This window comes from Klenkia brasiliensis, assembly GCF_900100695.1.
Lineage (GTDB): Bacteria > Actinomycetota > Actinomycetes > Mycobacteriales > Geodermatophilaceae > Klenkia > Klenkia brasiliensis.
In genome coordinates this window covers 317015-338315 of sequence record NZ_FNCF01000001.1, presented here as the reverse complement: position 1 = coordinate 338315, position 21301 = coordinate 317015, and the positions used below count along the sequence as shown (strand labels likewise).

Below are 21301 nucleotides of genomic sequence, written 5' to 3'. Positions count from 1 at the left end.
CACGGCCGGAACACCGGTACGCCGCCGTCCGTTCTGCCGACGTGCGTCCCCCCGCCGGGCTCGTGCACCACCGCCCGCGCTCCGGCGCACGCCGTGGTCTCGCCGCCCTCACCACCGCCCTGACCGCCGCCGTCCTGCTGGCCGTCCCGGTCCTGGGCAGCCCCACCGCCCGGGCGCAGGCCGCCGAGGACGTCGGCACCGAGGACGCCACCGTGCCCTCGGGCAGCGGCGCCGACGCCGTCGAGCTGGACACCACCACCTACGTGCCCGCCTCGGCCACCGCCGAGGACCCCGCGCCGGCCGTCGTGCTGGCCCACGGCTTCGGTGGCAGCAAGCAGTCGGTGGCCGACGACGCCCGCGACCTCGCCGGCCGCGGCTACGTGGTGCTCACCTACTCCGCCCGTGGGTTCGGGGCCAGCACCGGCCAGATCGGTCTGGACGACCCGCGCTACGAGGTCGCCGACCTGTCCACGCTGCTGGACGTGCTCGCCGAGCGCGACGACGTGCAGCTCGACGCCCCCGGTGACCCCCGGGTCGGGGTGGCCGGGGCCAGCTACGGCGGCGCGCTGGCGCTGCTGGGCGCGGCCTACGACGACCGGGTCGACGCCATCGCCCCGCAGATCACCTGGAACTCCCTGACCACCGCGCTGTTCCCCTCCCAGGCCGGGCCGGTCGACGAGGCCACCCCCGCGGCCACGCCCGACACCGGCGACAGCGGGGTGTTCAAGCGGTTGTGGTCGGGCCTGTTCTTCGGGGCCGGCTCGGTGCCCACCGGCGACGGGCTGCTCGCCTCCCTGACCGGCGGGTCCACCGCGGCCGGCGACGGCCTGCCGCAGATCGACCCCGGGTCGCTGGAATCCGCCGACGTCGAGCAGGCACTGACCTGCGGCCGGTTCCGCGCCGACGTCTGCGCGGCCTACCAGCAGGCGGCCAGCACCGGCACGCTCACCCCGGAGATCGCCGCCGTGCTCGACCGGTCCTCCCCGGCCGGTGTGCTGGACCGCATCACCGCGCCCACCCTGCTGCTGCAGGGCACCCAGGACTCCCTCTTCGGGCTCGGCCAGGCCGACGCCAACGCCCGCGGCATCGCCGCGAACGGCACGCCGGTGAAGGTGGTCTGGTACGACGGCGGGCACGACGCCAGCGCGTCGGAGTCCGACACCGAGGACCTGCGCGGGCTGGTCGCGGGCTGGTTCGACTTCCACCTGCGCGGCCAGGGCGAGGACCCGGGCACCGGGTTCACCTTCCCGGTTCCCACCGGCGTCGGCGCCGCGGTCGGCAGCGTGCAGGGCGGCAACCAGAGCGAGACGGCCGCCGACTACCCGGGGCTGAGCGGCGACGCGGTGCAGCGCACCGAGGTCCCGCTGTCGGGCACCACCTTCCCGGTCGTCACCCCGCCCGGCGGCAACCCGGCCGCGATCACCACCGTCCCCGGCCTGGGCGCGGTCACCGCGGCGCTCGGCGGGACCACGGTGGAGATCCCCGGCCAGTTCGCCGTCTTCGGCTCCGAGCCCCTGGACACCGCGGTCGACGTCGTCGGCGCCTCGACCGTGACGCTGACGGTGTCCTCGCCCACGGGGACGGCGACGCTGTTCGCCAAGCTCTACGACGTCTCCGCCGACGGCGCCCGGACCCTGCCCTCGGGCCTGGTCGCGCCGCTGTCGCTGACCGGGCTGTCCACCGACCCCACCGCGCCCACCGAGGTCGAGGTGACCCTGCCGGGGATCGTGCACCGGTTCGAGGCCGGGCACACCATGCAGGTGCTGGTGTCCTCCACCGACCAGGCCTTCGCCGCCCCCGCCGAGGCCGGGGTGTACGCGGTCGGGCTGGCCGACGGTGCGTCGCTGGCCGCGCCGTCGGTGAGCGGCACCGTGCAGGGCGAGTCCGGTGCCACCCGCTGGTGGGTGCTGCTGGCGGTGCTGGTCGCGCTCGGGGTGGCCGGCGTCGTCGTCGCCAAGCTGTGGGGCGCCCGCCGGCGGCGGCAGCTGTCGGAGGTCGAGCCCGACGGCGAGGACGTGCCGCTGCGGTTCAGCGGCGTCACCAAGAGCTACAAGGACGGGTTCACCGCCGTCCGCGATCTGTCCTTCGAGGTGCGCCGCGGCCAGGTGCTCGGCCTGCTCGGGCCCAACGGCGCCGGCAAGACGACGTCGCTGCGGATGCTCATGGGCCTCATCCGGCCGACCGAGGGCACCATCTCCGTCTTCGGCCACCCGGCCACCCCCGGCGCCCCGGTGCTGTCGCGGCTGGGCTCCTTCGTCGAGGGCACCGGCCTGCAGCCGCACCTGTCCGGCCGGGACAACCTCGAGCTGTACTGGGCCGCCACGGGTCGCCCGCTGGCCGACGCCCACCTGGACGAGGCGGTGGAGATCGCCGGCCTGGGGACGGCACTGGACAAGCGGGTGCGGTCCTACTCGCAGGGCATGCGGCAGCGGGTGGCGATCGCCCAGGCGATGCTCGGCCTGCCCGACCTGCTGGTGCTCGACGAGCCGACCAACGGGCTGGACCCGCCGCAGATCCACGCGATGCGGCAGGTGCTGCAGGACTACGCGGCCACCGGCCGCACGGTCATCGTCTCCAGCCACCTGCTGGCCGAGATCGAGCAGACCTGCTCGCACGTCGTCGTGATGGCCAAGGGCCAGAAGGTCGCCGAGGGCACGGTCGAGGAGATCATCGGCACCGGGGGAGCGGTGCTGCTGGTCGTGCAGGGCGACCCGGCCCGCGCCGAGCAGGTGCTCACCGGCCTGGGCGCCGCCGTCGAGCGCTCGGACGAGGGGCTGGTCGTCGAGCTCGGCGACCTGACCCGCGCGCAGGCCGTGTCGGCGCTGGTCGAGGCCCGCGTCGGCGTGGACCAGGTCACTCCGCGTCGCCGCCTGGAGGACGCGTTCCTGTCGCTGGTGGGGGAGTCATGAGCAGTTCCGTGCAGTCGACCGGGGGGGTGGCCGGCTACCGGCCGGAGCGGACGCTGCGGCTGTCGGTGGAGCTGCGCCGGCAGTTCAAGCGGCGGCGCACCGTCGGGGTGTTCGCGCTGATGGTCGCGCTGCCGCTGGTGCTCATCGCGGCGCTGCAGCTGGGCGCCTCGGAGGACGCGCAGAGCAACAGCCGGCTCAACCTGGTCGACGTGGCCACCGCGTCGGGGTTGAACTTCACGCTGTTCGTGCTGTTCGCCACGACGTCGTTCTTCCTGGTCGTGGTCTACGCGCTGTTCTTCGGCGACACGGTGGCCAGCGAGGCGCAGTGGGGGTCGCTGCGCTACGCGCTGGCCACCCCGGTGCCCCGGATGCGGTTGCTGCGGCAGAAGTGGGCGGCCGCGCTGGTGCTCAGCGTGGCCGCCCTGGTCACCGTCACCGTGGTCGCGCTGGTGGCCGGCGGGATCGCCTTCGGGTTCGCCGACATCACCACGCCGATCGGGATCAGCATCGGGCAGGGCGACGGGCTGCTGCGGCTGGCCGGGATGGTCGGGTACCTCGCCGTCCACCTGCTCGTCGTCGGCACGCTGGCGTTCTGGCTGTCCACGGTCACCGATGCGCCGCTGGCCGCGGTCGGCGGTGCGGTGTTCACCATGTTCGTCTTCGCGATCCTCGACCAGGTCGAGCAGCTCGGCAGCATCCGGGACTTCTTCCCGACCGCGGAGGAGTTCGCCTGGACCGACCTGCTGCAGACACCGGTCGACAGCGCGGACCTCTACCGCGGGGTCATCCAGTCGCTGGTCTACGCGGCGGTGTTCACCGCGCTGTCCTTCCGGCACTTCTCCCGGCGCGACGTCACGAGCTGAGCGCCGCGCGCACGGCCTCGGCCCAGCCGAGGCCCATCGCGCCGGCGGTGGCGGTGACGTTGGGCAGGGCGTCGACGGCCTCGGCCATCCCCGGGACGGCGGCGCCGTTGGCGGTGATGAACAGCCGGCCGACGGCGGCGGCCATCTCCAGGTCGCTGACGGAGTCCCCGACCGCGACCGCGTCGGCGGGGTCGAGGCCGCGGCGCTGCAGGTCCCAGGCGATGGCCAAGCCCTTGCCGATGCCGCGCGGCATGAGGTGGTAGACGTGCGGGTCGCCCTCGACGGCGAGGGTGACCCGCGAGGTGCGCGGCACCCGGCCGTTGTCCTTGAGCGTCAGCCAGCCCCAGCCGCGGTCGGCCAGCCAGGCGTCGACCTCGGCGGTGTCGAGCCGCCCGCGCAGCATGGCGTCGCCGGTGTGCGTGGCCGACCAGGGCGCGTGCCACTCCACCCGGCCCGGCCACGTGGCGACGAGGGCGTCGACCACGCCGAGCTCGGCCATGACCTCCACCGGGGCGCGGCCGGCGAACTCCGCGGGCAGCTCGCCGGTGAGCAGGTGGCTCTCCCGGCCACCGGCCCAGCTGACCGTCGACCCCAGCTCGGCGACCCAGCCGTCCACGGCGAACACCCGACCCGCCTCCTGCAGCTGGGCGGCCGTGCGGCCCGACACCAGGACCAGCGGGACACCGGCCCGCTGCAGCTCGAGCAGGGCGGCGAAGGGCTCGGCGGTGAGCTCGCCGTCGGCGGTGTGCACGAAGGACCCGCGCGGGCCGACCATCGTGCCGTCGAGGTCGGTGTAGACGACGGAGGCGGGCACGGGCCCATCCTGCAGTAGTCTCGACGCGTTCCACTCATCCAGAGGGGCAGAGGGACACGGCCCGACGAAGCCCCGGCAACCACTGCGCGAGCAGCAGGTGCCCCATCCGTCCTGCGCGGTCGACGACCCGTCGCAGGGAAGATGAGGAGGTAGTCGTCGCATGACCCTGACCGCACCCGCCCCCGAGGCCGTCGCGGTGAACCCCGCGCGTGGCCTGGTCTGCCGCAACTGCGGTGCCACCTTCGGCCTGATCGCCGAGCACGCCTGCGCCGAGTGCTTCGGCCCGCTGGAGGTCGACTACGACCCCGAGCTGATGCGCGCGGTCACCCGCGAGCAGATCGAGGCCGGCCCGCAGAACATCTGGCGGTACGCCCCGCTGCTGCCCACCGGCCAGGACCCCGAGCAGCGGGTCAGCCTCGACCCGGGCATGACCCCGCTGGTCCGCGCGCAGCGGCTGGGCGACGAGCTGGGCTTCAACGCCCCGCTGTGGGTCAAGGACGACTCCGCCAACCCCACGCACTCCTTCAAGGACCGCGTGGTCAGCCTCGCCGCCACCGCGGCCAAGGGCTTCGGCTACACCAAGATCGCCTGCGCCTCGACCGGCAACCTGGCCAACTCCGTCGCCGCGCACGCCGCGCGCAACGGCCTGCCCTCGTTCGTCTTCGTCCCCAGCGACCTCGAGCCGGGCAAGATCGTGCAGTCGGCGGTGTACGGGCAGGCGCTCATCGCCGTCGACGGGTCCTACGACGAGGTCAACCGGCTGACCAGCGAACTCGCCGAGACCGACGAGTTCGAGGACGCCGCCTTCGTCAACCAGAACGTGCGGCCCTACTACGCCGAGGGGTCCAAGACCGTCGGCTACGAGATCGCCGAGCAGCTGGGCTGGCGCATCCCGGCGCAGGTGGTCATCCCGATGGCGTCGGGCTCGCTGCTGACCAAGGTCGACAAGGCCTGGAAGGAGCTGGTGGTCGCCGGCATCGTCGCCGACACGCCGTGGAAGGTGTTCGGCGCGCAGTCGGCCGGCTGCGACCCGATCGCCACGGCGTTCGACAACGGCTGGGACGTCGTCAAGCCGGTCAAGCCCACCGGGATCGCCAAGTCGCTGAACATCGGCAACCCCGCCGACGGGCCCTACGCCCTGGACGCGATCCGCCGCACCGGCGGCTCGGTCGGCCGGGTGGGCGACGAGGAGATCGTGGCCGGCATCCGCGACCTGGCCCGCACCACCGGCGTCTTCGCCGAGACCGCGGGCGGCGTGACCACCGCCGTGCTGCGCCAGTTGGTGGAGAAGGGTCTGCTGGACCCCGCGCAGGAGACCGTCGTGCTGAACACGGGTGAGGGCCTGAAGACCCTCGACCCGCTGGCCCCCGTCGTCGGCCCCACGCACCGGGTCGAGCCGTCGCTGCGGTCGCTGCGGCAGGCCGGCCTCATCGCCTGATCCCGTACCTCCCCCACCCCGCGGGGTGGGGGAGGTACAGGTCGCCCGGCACCCGCCGATAGAGAACGCAACCGTCCGGAACCGTTCCGTTCGGAAGTGGCGGGGAGGCGACCATGGCGACGACGTCCGCGCAGCCGGACCTGCCCGGGCCCACCGCGGCCCGCGGGCACCTGGCGTCGGTCTTCGCGGCCTCGGCCGCCTCCGTGGTGGACGCCTTCGCCGCCACCGAGGGCCTGGACGGGTTCGCCGTCTCGCGGATGACCGACCGCTGGTGGACGGGTGTGGCGACCGACCGGGCCAACCGGGTCGCCGTGCTCGACCGGCCGCTGCCGGTCGCGCTGTCGGTCTGCCACCACCTGCTCGTCGACGACCGCGCGGCCCACGCCCCGGACGTCCGGCGGCACCCCCACCCGGCCGTGCGCGCCCTGGGGCGCCGGTACGCCGTGAGGGAGTTCCTGACCGCGCCGCTGCGCCGACCCGACGGCCGGCTGCTCGGCAGCGTCTGCGGCTGGACGGCCCGCGCGGCCGCCGTCCCGGACCCCGACGGGCTGCTGCGCCGGCTGGGGTCCGCCGCCGACCACCTCGCGGCCCGCTTCTCCGCCGCCCTGGACGCCGTCGCCGACGACCGGCTGGCCGACCGCGAGCGCGCGCTGCGCACCGCCGACCCCGTGACCGGGCTGCCCGACCGGCGCGGGTGGGGCCAGCTGCTGCAGGACGAGGAGGACCGGGCCCGGCAGCTGGCCGGCCCCGTGTCGCTCGTGCTGGTCGACGTCGGCACGGTGCGCACCGCCCGCGGCCTGCGCCGGGCCGGCGAGGTGCTGGCCGGGGCGGCCGGCGGCGCGGCCGTGGCCCGCGTCTCGGGGCGCCGCTTCGGCGTCCTGGCCGGTGACGTCGAGGACCCGCTCGCCCTCGCGTGGGACGTCCGGTCGGCGCTGATCGCCGCCGGCTACGGCGCGACGGCCGGCTGGGCGGTGCGCGAGCCGCGGGAGGGCCTGGACCGGACCTGGTGGCGGGCCGAGGACGCCCTCGTGCAGGTCCGCGCGGCACCACCGGGTTGACCGTGACGGGGTCCCGCCCGCCCCCGCGGCTGCCGATAACGGACACAGAGATCCGGAACAAGACTAGATCATTTTGTGAGGAGCCACCGTGGCGAGGCAGGTGCAGTCGCTCTCCCCGGCGCCGGGGACCTGGGACGACGAGATGGCCGTGGCCCCGTCGGTGCAGGTGCTGGACACCCGCGCGGTGGCCCCGGCCGCCCCGGCCCCGGCGTCGGTGTGGTCGCGGGGCACCCTGCCGGGTGCCCAGGCCGCGCTGACCCTGCTGGGCAGCCTGGGCGGTGTCGACGCCTGGACGGTCACCCGCATCACCGAGGACACCTGGACCGGGCTGGCGGTCCAGACCACCGCGCAGACCCAGGACCCGGACTCGCCGTGGCAGCGCAGCCGGGCGGCGCGGTACGAGGCCGGCACCCCGGTCTCCCGCGACCGGTCGCTGTGCCACCACCTGCTCACCGGCCCGCAGCCCACCGTGGTCACCGACCTGGCCCGCAGCGCCGCCCCCGACCTGCGCCGGATCTCCGAGGGCTGGGGCCTGCACGGCTACCTGGGCATCGCGCTGATGTCCCCCGACGGCCGCCAGCTCGGCTCCCTCGCCGGGCTCAGCGCCTCGCCGCTGCAGGTCGCCGACCGCAACTGGACCGAGCTGCTCGCCGTCCAGGCCGGTGCCCTGCAGGCCTCCCTCAGCGCGGACATCGCCGCACTGCACGGCCAGCGGCAGGAGGCCTTCGAGCGCAGCATGGACAGCCACGACGACGTCACCCGGCTGCCCAACCGGCGCGGCTGGGCCTCGCTGCTGGCCACCGAGGAGCAGCTGGCCACCCCGGTCGGCGACCCGGTGGGCATGGTGCTGGTCGACCTGGGCGTCATCCGCACCGTGCGCTCGCTGCGCCGCGCCGTCTCCGTCGTGCGCGAGGCGGCCGGCGACGTCCAGCTGGCCCGCGTCGGCCCCCGCCAGCTCGGCATCCTCGGCGGCGGGCACCAGACCTCGCAGGTCTCCCGGACGGCGAACCTCGTGCAGGCCCGCCTCGAGGGCGCCGGCTACCGGACCGCCACCGCGCACACGATGCGCGCGGGGGTGGAGCCGCTGGCCACCACCTGGGCCCGCGCGGAGAACGCGCTGGTCCAGGCACGGCGCGAGCAGGCGCTGGACCGGCGCCGGTGACCGCCGGGGCGGTCGAGCCCTGGGCGATGCGGGGCGACACCGACCGCACCGCCGACGTCGGCCTCGTCCGGCCCGGCATGGTCGCCGGCGGCGTCGCGACCATCGCCCTGATGCTGTGGGAAGCGGACCTGCTGCAGGCGCTCGAGGCCGCCGTCACCGCCTGGACCGCCCGGCTGATCGGCCTCACCGATGCCCACCAGGTCGGCCGGTCGGTGCTGTTCACCGTCGACGGCCAGGCCACCGGCATCGACATCACCGTCGGCTGCACCGCGGCCTTCCTGCTGCTGCCCTTCGTGGCGGCCACCACCGTGCTCCTGGCCGTGCGCCGCATCCCCGCGGTGCGCGCCTTCACCTCGCTGGCCACCGCCGTGCTGCTGATCCTGGCGGTCAACCAGGCCCGCATGCTGGCCATCACCGCCGGCATGGCGGAGTGGGGACCCGAGGTGGGCTACGCCCGCACCCACGTCCTGGTGGGCACCGCGGTCAGCACCCTCGGCGTCGTGCTGGCCGGCACCTGCTACCTGCTGGTGCTGCTGCGCGGCACCTACCAGACCCCGGCGCTGGACCCCTGGGACGTCGAGGCGGCGCACCGGTGAACGCCGACAACCTGGCGCTGGCCACGCTGAACACCACGGCGTTCCTGCTCTGCGTCGGCTTCCTGCTCTACGTCGTGTTCATCATGCGGCCGTTCCTGCGCCGCACCGACGGGGTCCCGGGCAGCCGCGAGGGCCACGACTTCCACTTCGTCGTGCCGTGCCTGGACGAGGAGCAGGTCATCGGCGGCACGGTGCGCCACCTGGTGGGCACCTTCCCCGAGGCCACCGTCTGGGTGGTCGACGACGGCTCCACCGACCTGACGCCGGACATCCTGGCCGACCTGCAGCTGCAGTTCCCCCAGCTGCAGGTGCTCACCCGGGCCCTGCCCGAGGCGCGCCGCGGCAAGGGTGCGGCGCTCAACCACGCCTGGCGCGCGATCGCGGCGTCCCTGCCGGACGACGCCGACCGGCACCGGGTCGTCGTCGGTGTGCTGGACGCCGACGCCCGCCTGGAGCGGCTGGCCCCCGACGTGATCTGCGGCTACCTGGTCGACCCCCGCGTGGCCGCCGTGCAGGTCCAGGTGCGCGTCACCGACGACATCGACGGCCTGGCCGCCGCCGACCTGGACTCCCTGGTCCACGCCGACGACCGGCTCCCGGCCCGCCGGGACTCCCTGCTGGTCCAGCTGCAGGACATGGAGTTCACCGGCCCGATCGCCGCCATGCAGACCCTGCGCCGCCGCACCGGCAGCGTCGGCATGGGCGGCAACGGCCAGTTCACCCGGCTGGCCGCCCTCGACCGCATCGCCGACGAGTTCGGCACGCCGTGGCACGGCGCGCTGCTGGAGGACTTCGAGCTCGGCCTGCACGTGCTGCTCACCGGCGGCCGCACCGAGTACTGCGACGAGACCTTCGTGGCCCAGACCGGGCTGCCGCGCATCGGGCCGCTGCTGCGCCAGCGCAGCCGGTGGGCCCAGGGCGGCATGCAGTGCCTGCGCTACCTGTGGGCCATCATCTGCTCCCCGCAGGTGAGCCTGCCCGGCGCCCTGGAGATCGCCTACTACCTGTGGGTGCCGTGGTCCCAGCTGCTGGGCTCGATCGTCTTCCCGGCCGCGGTGGCCGTGCAGGTGTACTTCATGACGCACACCGGCGACGGCGTCGCCGACTGGTGGACCGAGGGCGCCTGGGGCCTGGTCCCGCTCGCCGCGCTGTTCGGCGTCCTGCCGCACGTCGTGTGGGGGCCGGTCTACCGGTCCCGCAGCGGGGGAGCGGTCACCCGCCGCCGCGCCTTCGTGCTCGGCGTGGTCAACGTGCTCTACGCCTACCTGCTGCAGGCCGCCGTCTGGTGGGCCTTCCTCCGGCTGCTGCGCGGGCGCCGCGACTGGAAGAAGACCGCCCACGACGGCCCCGGCCACCCGGTCACCGCCCGGGCCGCCCGGCCGGTCGAGCCGGCCCGGTTCGCCGCGCTGCCCGGTGACCCCGACTGGCTCAGCGACGAGTCCCTCGCCGACGCGCTGGCCGCCGAGGTCCGCGCGGCGGGTGCCCGGACCCGGTCCCCGCAGCGGCGGGTGGGGTCGACCACCGCCGAGGTGCCCGTCGCCGTCGTCCCCGCCGCGGCCCCCGCCGTCCTGGCGGAGGAGCCGCCGACCGCCGCCCAGCCGCGGGTGAGGGGCGGCGCCTCCCGGCCCGCCGTCCGCCCGACCCGGTCCCGGGCCGCCGCCCCGCCGACCCCCGCGGCGCCCGCTGCCCCGGCCGACGGCCCGGGCACCGAGCGGATCCCCGCGCTGCTGCTCGGCGACCAGCCCGAGCGCCGCCGCCCCGCGCCCCCCGCCCCCACCGACCCCGACCGGAGGCCCCGACCGTGACCGCACCCCGTCTCCGCCGCCGCGCGGGCGTCGTCGCCGCGGCGACCGCAGCCCTCATGGCGCTGTGGGCCGGCCCGGCCGCCGCCGACACGTCCACGGCCTCGGCCACCGCAGCGACCCTGACCCTGGCCGGCGGCTCGACGGCGTCCTCGGGCTCGTTCTCCGCGACCAGCGACGGCGCGACGTCGAGCACGTCGGGCAACGCCCAGCCGGCGCTGACCGTGCTGGGCTCGCAGACGCTCATCACCTCGGGCGTGCTGGTGCAGAAGGCGGTCGCCCGCACCGACGGCAGCTCCGCGGCCTGCGCCGGCCTGGTCGGCTCCGGCGGCGGCATCAGCATCGGCAGCGACGGCAGCTGCACCGTCACCCCGGGCACCGGCGGGGTCTCAATCCGGCTGGTCGGCGGAGCCACGCCGGTCGACGTCCTGGCCGACGCGATCACCTCCCGCTGCACCGCGACCTCGGCCGGCGCCACCACCGGCGGGGCGACCCTGACCAACGCCCGGGTGAGCACGGCCGTGGCGGTCGCCCTGCCGGCCACCCCCGCCAACGGCACCAGCGTGTCGGTCTCCGGCGTCGCGACGCTGCTGCTCAACGGCCAGACCCAGCCCTCGGGGGCCGGCAGCATCCGGGTCAGTGCGCTCTACGTCACCCTGGCGGGCAGCACCGCCCGGGTCGACGTCGCCGACTCCGTCTGCGGGCTCAACGTGGCCACCCTCCCGGTGCCGGCGCTCCCGCTGTCGGGCTGGACGGTGGCCGCGGGCGCGGTCGTGGCCGGCTGGGCCGTGCTCGCCGCCCGGTTCGTCCGCCGCCGCGCCGGCACGGTGCTGGTCGCGTGACGCCGCGCGTCGCGGTGGTCATGGGCACCCGGCCCGAGATCATCAAGCTGGCCCCGGTGGTGGCCGCCCTCGGCCCCGCCGCGCAGCCGCTGGCCACCGGCCAGCACTGGGACGCCGACCTCACCGACGTCTTCTTCGCCGGGGTGGGCATGCCGAGCCCGGCGCAGCCGCTGCGCGGCATCGGCGGCCGCGACCGCGCCGGGCAGGTCGCGGCCATGCTCGCCGGCCTGACCGACCTGTTCCGCGCCGACCGGCCCGACGCCGTCGTCGTGCAGGGCGACACCAACTCGGCCAACGCCGGTGCCCAGGCCGCCCACCACCTGGGCATCCCGGTGGTGCACGTCGAGGCCGGGCTGCGCTCCTTCGACCGGGCCATGCCCGAGGAGATCAACCGGCTGGTGATCGGCGCGGTCGCCGACGTGCACTGCGCGGCCACCCCCGGCAACGCCGAGCACCTGCTGCGCGGTGGGACGCCGGCGTCGGCCGTGCACGTCACCGGCAACACGATCGTGGAGGCCACCCGCCGCGCGCTGCCGGTCCCCGCCGTCCGCGCGGCGGTGCAGGCCGCGCACGGCGTGGTCGCCGGGCAGTACGTGCTGGCCACCGTGCACCGCCCGGAGAACACCGACGACCCGGTCCGGCTGCGTGCCCTGCTGCAGGCCCTGGACCTGCTCGGCCTGCCCGTGCTGCTGCCGCTGCACCCCCGCACCCGGGCCGCCCTGGCCGCCGCCGGGGCCGTGCTCCCGCCCTCGGTGCGCGGGACCGGACCGGTCGACCACGCCACCTTCCTGGCGCTGGCCGCCGGGGCCCGGCTGCTCGTCTCGGACTCCGGTGGCGTGCAGGAGGAGGTGACCGTGCTGGGCAAGCCGCTGGTCGTGGTGCGCAACAGCACCGAGCGGCCCGAGGCCGTGGACGCGGGCTTCGCCGAGCTCACCGGGCCCGAGGGCGTGCTGCCCGCGGCCCGGCGGCTGCTGCGGCCGGGCTGGCCCGAGGAGCTGGCGCGCCGGCCCAGCCCCTTCGGCGACGGCCACGCCGCCGAGCGGGTCGCCGCGCTGACCCTCGCCGCGGCCGGCCACGACGAGCCCGCCCTCGCCGCCGGGGCGCTCGCGGTCGGCTGACGTCACCGCGCTGCCCGTCCGCCGGGGGGAACCCCCCGTCCTTGCACTCGCCGGGGGTGAGTGCCAGACTCGTCGTTGGCACTCGGAGCACCTGAGTGCCAACCAGGTCGGACCGGTGAGGCACCGGCCCGTGGGCCGCAGGAGCGTCCACGGCGCGGGTGTCGTCCGTCGCGGGCACCGCCCGGCCAGCAGCGAGCCACGCATGGAGGACACCACCACATGGCCAAGATGATCGCCTTCGACGAAGAGGCCCGCCGCGGTCTCGAGCGGGGCATGAACACCCTCGCCGACGCCGTCAAGGTCACCCTCGGCCCCAAGGGCCGCAACGTCGTGCTGGAGAAGAAGTGGGGCGCCCCCACGATCACCAACGACGGTGTGAGCATCGCCAAGGAGATCGAGCTCGAGGACCCGTGGGAGAAGATCGGGGCCGAGCTCGTCAAGGAGGTCGCCAAGAAGACCGACGACGTCGCGGGTGACGGCACCACCACCGCCACCGTGCTGGCCCAGGCCCTCGTCCGCGAGGGGCTGCGCAACGTCGCCGCCGGCGCCAACCCGATGGCCCTGAAGAAGGGCATCGAGAAGGCCGTCGCGTCGGTCTCGGAGTACCTCCTCTCGACCGCCAAGGACGTCGAGACCAAGGAGCAGATCTCCGCCACCGCGTCGATCTCCGCCGCTGACCCCGCCATCGGCGAGCTCATCGCCGAGGCGATGGACAAGGTCGGCAAGGAGGGCGTGATCACCGTCGAGGAGAGCAACACCTTCGGCCTCGAGCTCGAGCTCACCGAGGGCATGCGCTTCGACAAGGGCTACACCTCGCCCTACTTCGTCACCGACACCGAGCGCATGGAGGCCGTCCTCGACGACCCGTACGTGCTCGTCGTCAACTCCAAGATCAGCTCGGTCAAGGACCTGCTGCCGCTGCTGGAGAAGGTCATGCAGAGCGGCAAGCCGCTGCTGATCATCTCCGAGGACGTCGAGGGCGAGGCCCTGGCGACCCTGGTGGTCAACAAGATCCGCGGCACCTTCAAGTCCGTCGCCGTCAAGGCCCCGGGCTTCGGCGACCGCCGCAAGGCCATGCTGGGCGACATCGCCATCCTCACCGGTGGCCAGGTCATCTCCGAGGAGGTCGGCCTCAAGCTCGAGAACGCGGGCCTGGACCTGCTCGGCCGCGCCCGCAAGGTCGTCGTGACCAAGGACGAGACCACCATCGTCGAGGGCTCCGGGGACCAGGACCAGATCGCCGGCCGGGTCAACCAGATCCGCGCCGAGATCGAGAAGTCCGACTCCGACTACGACCGCGAGAAGCTGCAGGAGCGGCTGGCCAAGCTGGCCGGCGGCGTCGCCGTCATCAAGGCCGGTGCCGCCACCGAGGTCGAGCTCAAGGAGCGCAAGCACCGCATCGAGGACGCCGTCCGCAACGCGAAGGCTGCCGTCGAGGAGGGCATCGTCGCCGGCGGTGGCGTCGCCCTGGCCCAGGCCACCTCGGTCTTCGAGAAGCTCGAGCTCACCGGCGACGAGGCCACCGGCGCGAACATCGTGCGCGTGGCCCTCGAGGCCCCGCTCAAGCAGATCGCGGTCAACGCCGGCCTCGAGGGCGGCGTCGTGGCGGAGAAGGTGCGCAACTCCGAGACCGGGTGGGGCCTCAACGCCGCCTCCGGCGAGTACGTCGACCTGGTCGGCGCGGGCATCATCGACCCGGCCAAGGTGACCCGGTCGGCGCTGCAGAACGCTGCCTCGATCGCGGCGCTGTTCCTCACCACCGAGGCCGTCATCGCCGACAAGCCGGAGAAGGCCGCCCCGGCCATGCCCGGTGGCGACGGCGGCATGGGCGGCATGGACTTCTGAGTCCAGCACCTCCCAGCACCACCACGCACCACGGCGGGGCCGTCCTCCTCTCGGAGGGCGGCCCCGTCCGCGTACCCGGGTGATCAGCCCATGCACAGGCAAGGCTAACCTCACTGGAACCCGACCGTCCCAGTACAGGAGCCCCTGCATGCGCCGCCCCCTGGCCGCCCTGGCCACCACCGCCCTCGCCCTGACCCTGGCCGCCTGCGGCGGGTCCGACGGGGACGCCACCGGCTCCTCCTCCGCGTCGTCGTCGGACTCGTCGGGTGCCTTCCCCGTGAGCATCGAGAACGCCTTCGGCACCACCGAGATCCCCGAGCGGCCGGAGCGGGTCGTCACCGTCGGCTTCAACGACGCCGACTTCGTGCTGGCCCTGGGCGGCACCCTGGTCGGCGAGCGCGAGCTGCTCGGTGACTACGACGCCACGCAGCGCCCCTGGGCCGCCGACCAGCTGCCCGACGAGGCCATCCCGACCGTGGGCAGCGACGAGCTGAACCTCGAGGAGATCGCGGCCCTGCAGCCCGACCTCATCGTCGGCGTCTACTCCTTCATCGACCAGGCCACCTACGACCAGCTGTCGGCCATCGCGCCCACCCTGGCGCAGACCGACGAGTACGCCGACGGCGCCACCCCCTGGCAGGAGCAGACCCTCCTCACCGGCCGCGCGCTGGGCGTCGAGGACGAGGCCCAGCAGCTCGTCGACGACGTCGAGGGCCGCTTCGCCGACGCCGTCGAGGCGAACCCGGACTTCGCCGGTGCCTCGGTCGCGGTGGACCTGACCGGCCTGGGCGGTTCGGGCCACTACCTGCTCGGCCAGGACGACCTGCGCACCCAGTTCTTCTCCGACCTGGGCTTCGCCGTCCCCGAGACCTCCACCGAGCTCTCGGCCGAGCGGCTGGACCTGCTCGACGCCGACGTGCTGGTGGAGAACGGCTACGACCAGGCGGCCCTGGACGCCGACACCGTGGTCTCCCAGCTCGCCGTGGTCACCGAGGACCGCACCGTGCTGCTGGGCCAGTACTCCAGCGCGGTGTCCGCCGCGCTCGGCTTCGGCAGCCCGCTGTCGCTGCCCTACCTGCTCGACCAGCTGGTCGACCCGCTGGCCGCCGCGGCCGACGGCGACCCGGCCACCACGGTGGAGCAGCCGCAGTCCTGACCCGCGCCACCCGGCAGGGGAAGCCCTGCACCCGGCTCCGGCGTCCGTCGGCGGGTGCGGGGCTTCCCCTGCCTACGGGGTGCGCGGGGCCTCGGCGAAGGTGACGCCGAGCTGGCCGGCGGCCTCCTCCAGCACCCGCATGACCGCGAGGGTGTCGGCCAGCGGCATCACCGCGGACTCCGTGCGGCCGGCCAGCACGCCCTCGTGCACCTCGGCCAGCTCGTGGCTGTACCCGGTGCCGTCCGGCGGCAGCGTGATGGTCTCGGGCTCGGCGCCGGCGCGGTGCAGCACGATCGTGGCCGGGTGGTGGAACCGGGGCAGGACGTCGACCCAGCCCCGCGTCCCGTACACCCGCGCCTGGCCGGGCAGCGCGTTGCGCAGCGAGGTCAGCAGCGCCGCGGCCCGGCCGTCGGCGTACCCGAGGAGCAGCGCGGCCTCGGCGTCCACGCCGGTCGGGAACGTCGAGCCGGTCGCGGTCACGGTGTCCGGGTCGCCGAGCAGCATCTGCGCGAAGGACACCACGTAGACCCCGAGGTCCAGCAGCGCACCGCCGCCGAGCTCGTGGGCGAACAGCCGGTCCTGCGGGTCGAACTCCCGGGCCACGCCGAGGTCGGCCTGCACGCTGCGCACCTCGCCGACGGCGCCGTCGGCGACCAGCTCGCGCAGCCGGACGACGGCGGGCTGGAAGCGGGTCCACATCGCCTCCATCACGAACACCCCGGCGGCGCGGGCGGCGTCCACGACCTCCTCCGCGCCGGCGACGGTGGCGGTGAAGGACTTCTCGACCAGCAGGTGCTTGCCCGCCGCGATCGCGTCCAGCGCCACGGCGTGGTGCTGCGGGTGCGGGGTGGCCAGGTAGAGCACGTCGACGTCGGGGTCGGCGACCAGGTCGGCGTAGGAGCCGTGCGCGGTGCCGATGCCGTGCCGGGCGGCGAAGTCCTGCGCCCGGTCCAGGGACCGCGAGCCGACGGCGGTGACCTCGGCGCCGGGCACGTGCACGAAGTCGCGCACCACGTTCTCCGCGATGCGGCCCGGTCCGACGATGCCCCAGCGGGTCGTTGTGGTCACGCCCGCGACGGTAGCGGGGGACACTGTCGACCGTGGCCGTGCTGATCGACACCCCCGTCTGGCCCTGGCGGGGGCGGCTGTGGTCGCACCTGGTCAGCGACGTGTCCTACGACGAGCTGCACGCTTTCGTCGCCGCCGAGCTGGGCATCCCGCGGCGGGCGTTCCAGGGCGACCACTACGACGTCCCCGAGGAGCTGCACGCCGTCGCCGTGGCCGCGGGTGCGGAGTCGGTCGGCTGCCGGGAGCTGCTGGCGCGGCTGCGGGGAGCGGGGCTCAGGAAGCCGCACGGGCGCGGAGCAGCTGCAGCTCCGCGGTGAGGTTGGCCCGCGCCGGGGCCTCCCAGGACTGCGCCGTGGGCGTCCGGAACAGCGCGGGCAGCGCCAAGAGCGACTCCAGGACGCCGATCCGCCCCGCCGTGAAGGTGGCGTCGTCCAGGTGCCCGTACTCCTCCCGGACGGCGGAGGCGTAGGCCGCGTAGGCCTGCGCGGGGGAGGCGAGCACGGCGAGGTCGGCGTCGCACAGCACCGCGCCGTCGGCGTCGTCCCCGGCCGGGTCGTGGCCGGCGGTCAGCCGCACCAGCCGGACCACCTGGGCCAGCCGGTCGTCGGGCACCATCCCGCGCAGGCCGGCCTGCGCCCGCTGCGCGCTGACCTCCTCGTTGTCGCCGGCGGTGGGGTCGTAGACGACGTCGTGGTACCAGGCGGCCAGCGCGACGGCGACGGGGTCGGTGGCGTGCCCGGCGAGCTGCCCGGCCACCCCGAGGACGGCGGCCAGGTGCGCCAGGTCGTGGTAGCGGCGGTGCTCCTCGCCCCAGGCGTCGACGACGGCGGCCCACTCGGTGCGGGCGGTGGGGGAGTCCTCGGTGAGCGCGGCGAAGTCCTCGAACCGGACGGTCATGCCTCCACCGTGCACTGCCGCAGGGCGGTCAGCGCGAGCACCCGGGCCACGTGCACGACGTCGGCCAGCGGCACCTGCTCCCGGGGGCCGTGCGCCAGCGCCAGGTCGCCGGGGCCGTAGTGCAGCGTGGGCACCCCGGCGGCGGCGTAGAGCCGCAGGTCGGTGCCGGCCGGGACGTAGCGCTCGACGGGTCGGGTCCGGCCGGTGTCCACGACGGCCTGAGCGACGGCGGGCAGCAGCGGCGAGCCCTGCGGCAGCCGGCCGCTGGCGAAGCTGCCGCCCACCCACTCCACGCGCACCGGGTGGTCGGCCAGCCAGGGGTGGCCGGCGCAGAACCCGGCGACGGCGGCCTCGAGCACCTCGCGGGCGGTCTCCACCGGCTCGTCGACCTGCACGCCGTAGCGGCCCTCGGCGACCAGCCGGTCGGGCACCGAGGAGGACCAGTCGCCGGCCTGCACGGTGCCGATGGACAGGCCGTAGGGGAGGGCCGTGCCGGCGAACCGCTCGACGTCGGTCTGCCGGGTCGCCTCGAAGCGGCGCAGCGCGGAGTGCAGCTCGCCGAACAGCTCGACCGCGCTGACCCCCTGGTCGCGCATCGCCCCGTGCGCGGCGAGGCCGGTGACGGTGAGCCGGAAGGTCAGCGCGCCCGCGTTGGCGGTCATGACCGCCCCGGCGGTGGGCTCGGGGACGACGCAGGCCGCGCCGCGGTGGCCGCGCTGCAGGGTGGCCCAGGCGCCCAGGCCGCCGTCCTCCTCGCCGACGACGCTGTGCACCGCCAGCGGCCGGGCCAGCGCCACCCCGGACGCGGCGACGGCGCGGGCGGCGGCCAGCGCGGCCACCAGGCCGCCCTTCATGTCGCACGTGCCGCGCCCGTGCAGCACGTCGCCCTCCAGCCGGGGGGCGAACGGGTCGCCGGGCCACAGCTCGGGGTCGCCCGGCGGGACCACGTCGCTGTGCCCGCAGAGCACCAGGCCGGGCTCGCCGTCCCCGCCCAGGGTGCCGACGACGCCCCACGCCTCCTCGCGCACGACCTCCTGGCCGGGGGCGTCGGGCGCGGTGGCGGCGGCGACCAGGTCGATCGGCCACACGTCGGTGTCGGCACCGAGGTCGGCGAGCCAGCCCGCGACCAGGTGCTGGGCCTCGGACTCCGCCGCGGTGCCGCCCACCGACGGGACGGCGACCAGCTCGCGCAGCCGGTCGACCGCCCAGGCCTCGTCGACGGCGTCCAGGACGCGGGCCTCGGCAGCGGTCAGGTCGGCCACGGGCACAGTGTCGCGCACTAGGTTCACCGGCCATGACCGCTCCACCGCCGCCCCCGGGCTGGTACCCCGACCCCGCCGGCAGCCCGGCCACCCGCTGGTGGGACGGCCAGGCCTGGACCGAGCACCTGCAGCAGCCGGGCCCGCCGCCGCAGCAGCCGCAGTACCAGCAGCCGCAGTACCAGCAGCCCCAGTACCAGCAGGGCCGGTCGATCCTGCTCGAGCAGCCGGTGCTGGTGGTGTCGCAGCGGACCAAGCTGATCGAGCTGACCAACGAGTACACGGTCTCCGACGGCAACGGCCAGCAGATCGGTGCCGTGGTCGAGGTCGGCCAGTCGGCGGCGCGGAAGGCGCTGCGGTTCGTGTCCTCGGTCGACCAGTTCCTGACCCACCGGCTCGAGGTCCGCGACGCCACCGGCGTGGTGCTGGTGCTCGTCCGGCCGGCCAAGCTGGTCAAGTCGCGGGTGCAGGTGTCGCGGGCCTCCGGCGAGCCGGTCGGGGAGATCGTGCAGGCCAACGCGTTCGGCAAGATCCGCTTCGACCTGGTCGTCGGGGGACAGCTGGCCGGGGCCATCCAGGCGGAGAACTGGCGGGCGTGGAACTTCGCGATCACCGACCACACCGGCACCGAGGTCGCCCGGATCACCAAGACCTGGGAGGGCCTGGCGCGGACGATGTTCACCACCGCGGACAACTACGCCGTGCAGGTGCACCGGCGGCTGGAGGACCCGCTCGCGTCGTTGGTGCTGGCCAGCGCGCTGACCGTCGACACGGCGCTGAAGCAGGACGACCGCGGCTTCGGGTGAGGCGTACGGTGGGACGTGTCCGGGCCGGGCGACCTGTGTCCCCGGGCTCCACTGGATAACTGCCGCCGGGGAATACCGCTCTTTCGAGGCTGGAGCCCCGGATGCGCAACTCGCCGCGAGGCGACCAGCGTCCGGCTCGGACCCCACGCACGACGAAGGCCCCCTCCCGTCCGGGAGGGGGCCTTCGTCGTCACGGGCTACTGCTCGTCGCCCTCCTCGGTCTGGCCCAGCAGCCAGCCGCAGGGCGCGGCCAGCTCGTTCGCCGCGGAGGGACCCCACGAGCCCTCGGCGTAGGGCTGCACCTCGGGCCGGTCGTCGAGCAGCGGTTCCACGGTCGCCCAGGCCTTGGCCAGCCCGGCGCTGGTGGTGAACAGCGAGCGGTCACCGGTGACGACGTCGTGGATGAGCGACACGTAGGGCGGCAGCGGGGTGCCGCCGTCGATGTCGGCCAGGTCCAGCGTGGTGCGCGTCTGGGTGAGCTCCAGCACGGGCCCGGGCTTCTTGGCCACGAAGTCCAGGTCGAGCGCGCCGGCCCCGGACAGCGACAGCGTGATCACGTTGCCGTGCTCGGGCACGTGGGTCACCGGGCCGTCGGGCTTGCGCAGCACCAGCGACACCTTCTGCTCCGACGCCGCCAGCTTCTTGCCGGTGCGCAGCAGGAACGGGACGCCGTGCCAGCGGTCGGTGTCCACCCACAGCCGCGCGGCGACGAAGGTGTCGGTGGTGGAGTCCTCCGGGACGCCCTCGATGTCGGTGTAGCCCTCGAACTGGCCCAGGACGACGTCCTCCTTGGCCAGCGGCCGGAAGGCGGCCAGCACCGACTCGCGGGCCTCCTGCAGCGACTCCGGCGACAGGTCCACCGGGGGCTCCATGGCGACCTCGGCGGCGACCTGGAACAGGTGCGTGACCAGCATGTCCAGGGTGGCGCCGGTGGCGTCGTAGAACTCGGCGCGCTGGGCGACGTCCAGGGTCTCGGGGACGTCGATCTGCACCTGCTGCACGTGCTCGCGGTCCCAGACGTGCTCGAACAGGCCGTTGGCGAACCGCAGGACGTGCAGGTCCTGGGTGCCCTCCTTGCCCAGGAAGTGGTCGATCCGGAAGACCTGCTCCTCGTCGAGCACCGAGAGCACCAGCTCGTCGAGCTCGCGGAAGGAGTCGGGGCTGGTGCCGTAGGGCTTCTCGTAGACCACCCGGGAGCCATCGGTCAGGCCGTGCTCCTGCAGGCCCTTGGTCAGCTTCTCGAACGCCGAGGGCGGGACGGCGAGGTAGTGCACGTGCTGCGGGTCCCCGCCCATCTCCTGCTTGGTCTCCTCCAGCACGTCCAGCAGGCTGCCGGGGTCGGTCTCGTCGAACCCGCCGCCGGCGAAGCGCAGGTTCCCCACGAAGTCGTCCCACGGCCCGTCCTCGGGCTTGGGGCCGAACTCGGTGAGGGCGTCGTGCACCCGGCCCTGGAAGTCCTCGTGCGACACGTCGCCGCGGCCGTTGCCCACCAGCCGCCATTCCTTGGGCAGGAGTCCGTACTGGGCGAGCTGGTAGAAGGCCGGCAGCACCATCCGCCGGGCGAGGTCACCGGTGGCCCCGTAGAGCACGAAGATCGTGGGGGGCAGGTCGGTGTCGGTGGTCCCGTTGTCGGGCACGGTGGTCCTCTCGTCGCGCGGGTCTCGGCGC

The 21301-nt window shown here is 74.9% G+C and carries 18 protein-coding genes and 1 riboswitch; of the genes, 13 read left to right on the top strand and 5 right to left on the bottom strand.

Annotation, left to right across the window (positions count from 1 at the left end; translation table 11 throughout):
* Positions 1-41: 41 nt before the first annotated feature.
* Both BLT39_RS01720 and BLT39_RS01715 read left to right on the top strand, forming a co-directional pair.
* Positions 42-2909: an alpha/beta fold hydrolase gene (locus tag BLT39_RS01720; RefSeq protein WP_091057618.1), complete on the top strand. Its 2868-nt coding sequence runs from the start codon at positions 42-44 to the stop codon at positions 2907-2909.
* Positions 2906-3772: an ABC transporter permease gene (locus BLT39_RS01715; RefSeq protein WP_091057614.1), complete on the top strand. Its 867-nt coding sequence runs from the start codon at positions 2906-2908 to the stop codon at positions 3770-3772. Before BLT39_RS01720 ends, BLT39_RS01715 begins: the two co-directional genes overlap by 4 nt.
* On the opposite strand, the gene BLT39_RS01710 is transcribed toward BLT39_RS01715, so the two are convergent.
* Positions 3762-4586 carry an HAD family hydrolase gene (locus BLT39_RS01710; RefSeq protein ID WP_091057611.1) on the bottom strand — a complete coding sequence of 275 codons (825 nt, stop codon included), beginning with the start codon at positions 4584-4586 and terminating at the stop codon, positions 3762-3764. The genes BLT39_RS01715 and BLT39_RS01710 overlap by 11 nt on opposite strands.
* Before the next feature lie 31 nt (positions 4587-4617).
* Positions 4618-4734, top strand: a riboswitch (SAM riboswitch).
* 12 nt (positions 4735-4746) lie between these two features.
* Between BLT39_RS01710 and thrC the strand changes: the two genes are divergently transcribed.
* The 9 genes from thrC to BLT39_RS01665 all read left to right on the top strand — a co-directional run bounded on the left by thrC (position 4747) and on the right by BLT39_RS01665 (position 15603).
* Positions 4747-6024, top strand: a complete 1278-nt coding sequence (thrC, locus tag BLT39_RS01705) for a threonine synthase (protein WP_091057607.1) — start codon at positions 4747-4749, stop codon at positions 6022-6024.
* A gap of 113 nt (positions 6025-6137) precedes the next feature.
* Complete coding sequence (locus tag BLT39_RS01700) at positions 6138-7082, top strand: aminoglycoside phosphotransferase/kinase family protein (protein ID WP_091057604.1); 945 nt, start codon at positions 6138-6140, stop codon at positions 7080-7082.
* Between the two features lie 88 nt (positions 7083-7170).
* Positions 7171-8244, top strand: coding sequence for a GAF domain-containing protein (locus tag BLT39_RS01695; RefSeq protein WP_091057600.1), 1074 nt, complete (start codon positions 7171-7173; stop codon positions 8242-8244).
* Complete coding sequence (locus BLT39_RS01690) at positions 8241-8840, top strand: archaeosortase/exosortase family protein (protein WP_091057597.1); 600 nt, start codon at positions 8241-8243, stop codon at positions 8838-8840. The genes BLT39_RS01695 and BLT39_RS01690 overlap by 4 nt, the downstream gene beginning before the upstream one ends.
* Complete coding sequence (locus tag BLT39_RS01685) at positions 8837-10645, top strand: glycosyltransferase family 2 protein (RefSeq protein WP_091057595.1); 1809 nt, start codon at positions 8837-8839, stop codon at positions 10643-10645. The genes BLT39_RS01690 and BLT39_RS01685 overlap by 4 nt, the downstream gene beginning before the upstream one ends.
* Positions 10642-11484: a choice-of-anchor P family protein gene (locus tag BLT39_RS21970; RefSeq protein ID WP_131801379.1), complete on the top strand. Its 843-nt coding sequence runs from the start codon at positions 10642-10644 to the stop codon at positions 11482-11484. The genes BLT39_RS01685 and BLT39_RS21970 overlap by 4 nt, the downstream gene beginning before the upstream one ends.
* Positions 11481-12602, top strand: a complete 1122-nt coding sequence (gene wecB, locus BLT39_RS01675) for a non-hydrolyzing UDP-N-acetylglucosamine 2-epimerase (protein WP_207507512.1) — start codon at positions 11481-11483, stop codon at positions 12600-12602. Before BLT39_RS21970 ends, wecB begins: the two co-directional genes overlap by 4 nt.
* A 219-nt stretch (positions 12603-12821) precedes the next feature.
* Complete coding sequence (gene groL, locus BLT39_RS01670) at positions 12822-14447, top strand: chaperonin GroEL (protein ID WP_091057591.1); 1626 nt, start codon at positions 12822-12824, stop codon at positions 14445-14447.
* 148 nt (positions 14448-14595) lie between these two features.
* Entirely contained in the window at positions 14596-15603 is a 1008-nt protein-coding gene (locus BLT39_RS01665) for an ABC transporter substrate-binding protein (protein ID WP_091057588.1), read from the top strand.
* 72 nt (positions 15604-15675) lie between these two features.
* Here BLT39_RS01665 and BLT39_RS01660 read toward each other — a convergent pair whose 3' ends face one another.
* Positions 15676-16671 (bottom strand): Gfo/Idh/MocA family protein, encoded by a 996-nt coding sequence (locus BLT39_RS01660; RefSeq protein ID WP_091057584.1) that lies wholly within the window; start codon positions 16669-16671, stop codon positions 15676-15678.
* Between the two features lie 32 nt (positions 16672-16703).
* Between BLT39_RS01660 and BLT39_RS01655 the strand changes: the two genes are divergently transcribed.
* Positions 16704-16988 (top strand): DUF4031 domain-containing protein, encoded by a 285-nt coding sequence (locus BLT39_RS01655; protein ID WP_091057582.1) that lies wholly within the window; start codon positions 16704-16706, stop codon positions 16986-16988.
* Here BLT39_RS01655 and BLT39_RS01650 read toward each other — a convergent pair.
* Both BLT39_RS01650 and BLT39_RS01645 read right to left on the bottom strand, forming a co-directional pair.
* On the bottom strand, positions 16945-17568 hold the full coding sequence (locus tag BLT39_RS01650) for an HD domain-containing protein (protein WP_091057579.1): 624 nt from the start codon (positions 17566-17568) through the stop codon (positions 16945-16947). The two genes, BLT39_RS01655 and BLT39_RS01650, sit on opposite strands and share 44 nt — an antisense overlap.
* Positions 17565-18830 carry an ArgE/DapE family deacylase gene (locus BLT39_RS01645; RefSeq protein ID WP_091059199.1) on the bottom strand — a complete coding sequence of 422 codons (1266 nt, stop codon included), beginning with the start codon at positions 18828-18830 and terminating at the stop codon, positions 17565-17567. Before BLT39_RS01645 ends, BLT39_RS01650 begins: the two co-directional genes overlap by 4 nt.
* Positions 18831-18862: 32 nt before the next feature.
* Here BLT39_RS01645 and BLT39_RS01640 point away from each other — a divergent pair, with 32 nt between their 5' ends.
* Positions 18863-19633 (top strand): LURP-one-related family protein, encoded by a 771-nt coding sequence (locus tag BLT39_RS01640; protein WP_091057577.1) that lies wholly within the window; start codon positions 18863-18865, stop codon positions 19631-19633.
* Between the two features lie 197 nt (positions 19634-19830).
* On the opposite strand, the gene BLT39_RS01635 is transcribed toward BLT39_RS01640, so the two are convergent.
* Entirely contained in the window at positions 19831-21270 is a 1440-nt protein-coding gene (locus BLT39_RS01635) for a glucose-6-phosphate dehydrogenase (protein ID WP_242658080.1), read from the bottom strand.
* Positions 21271-21301: the final 31 nt, after the last annotated feature.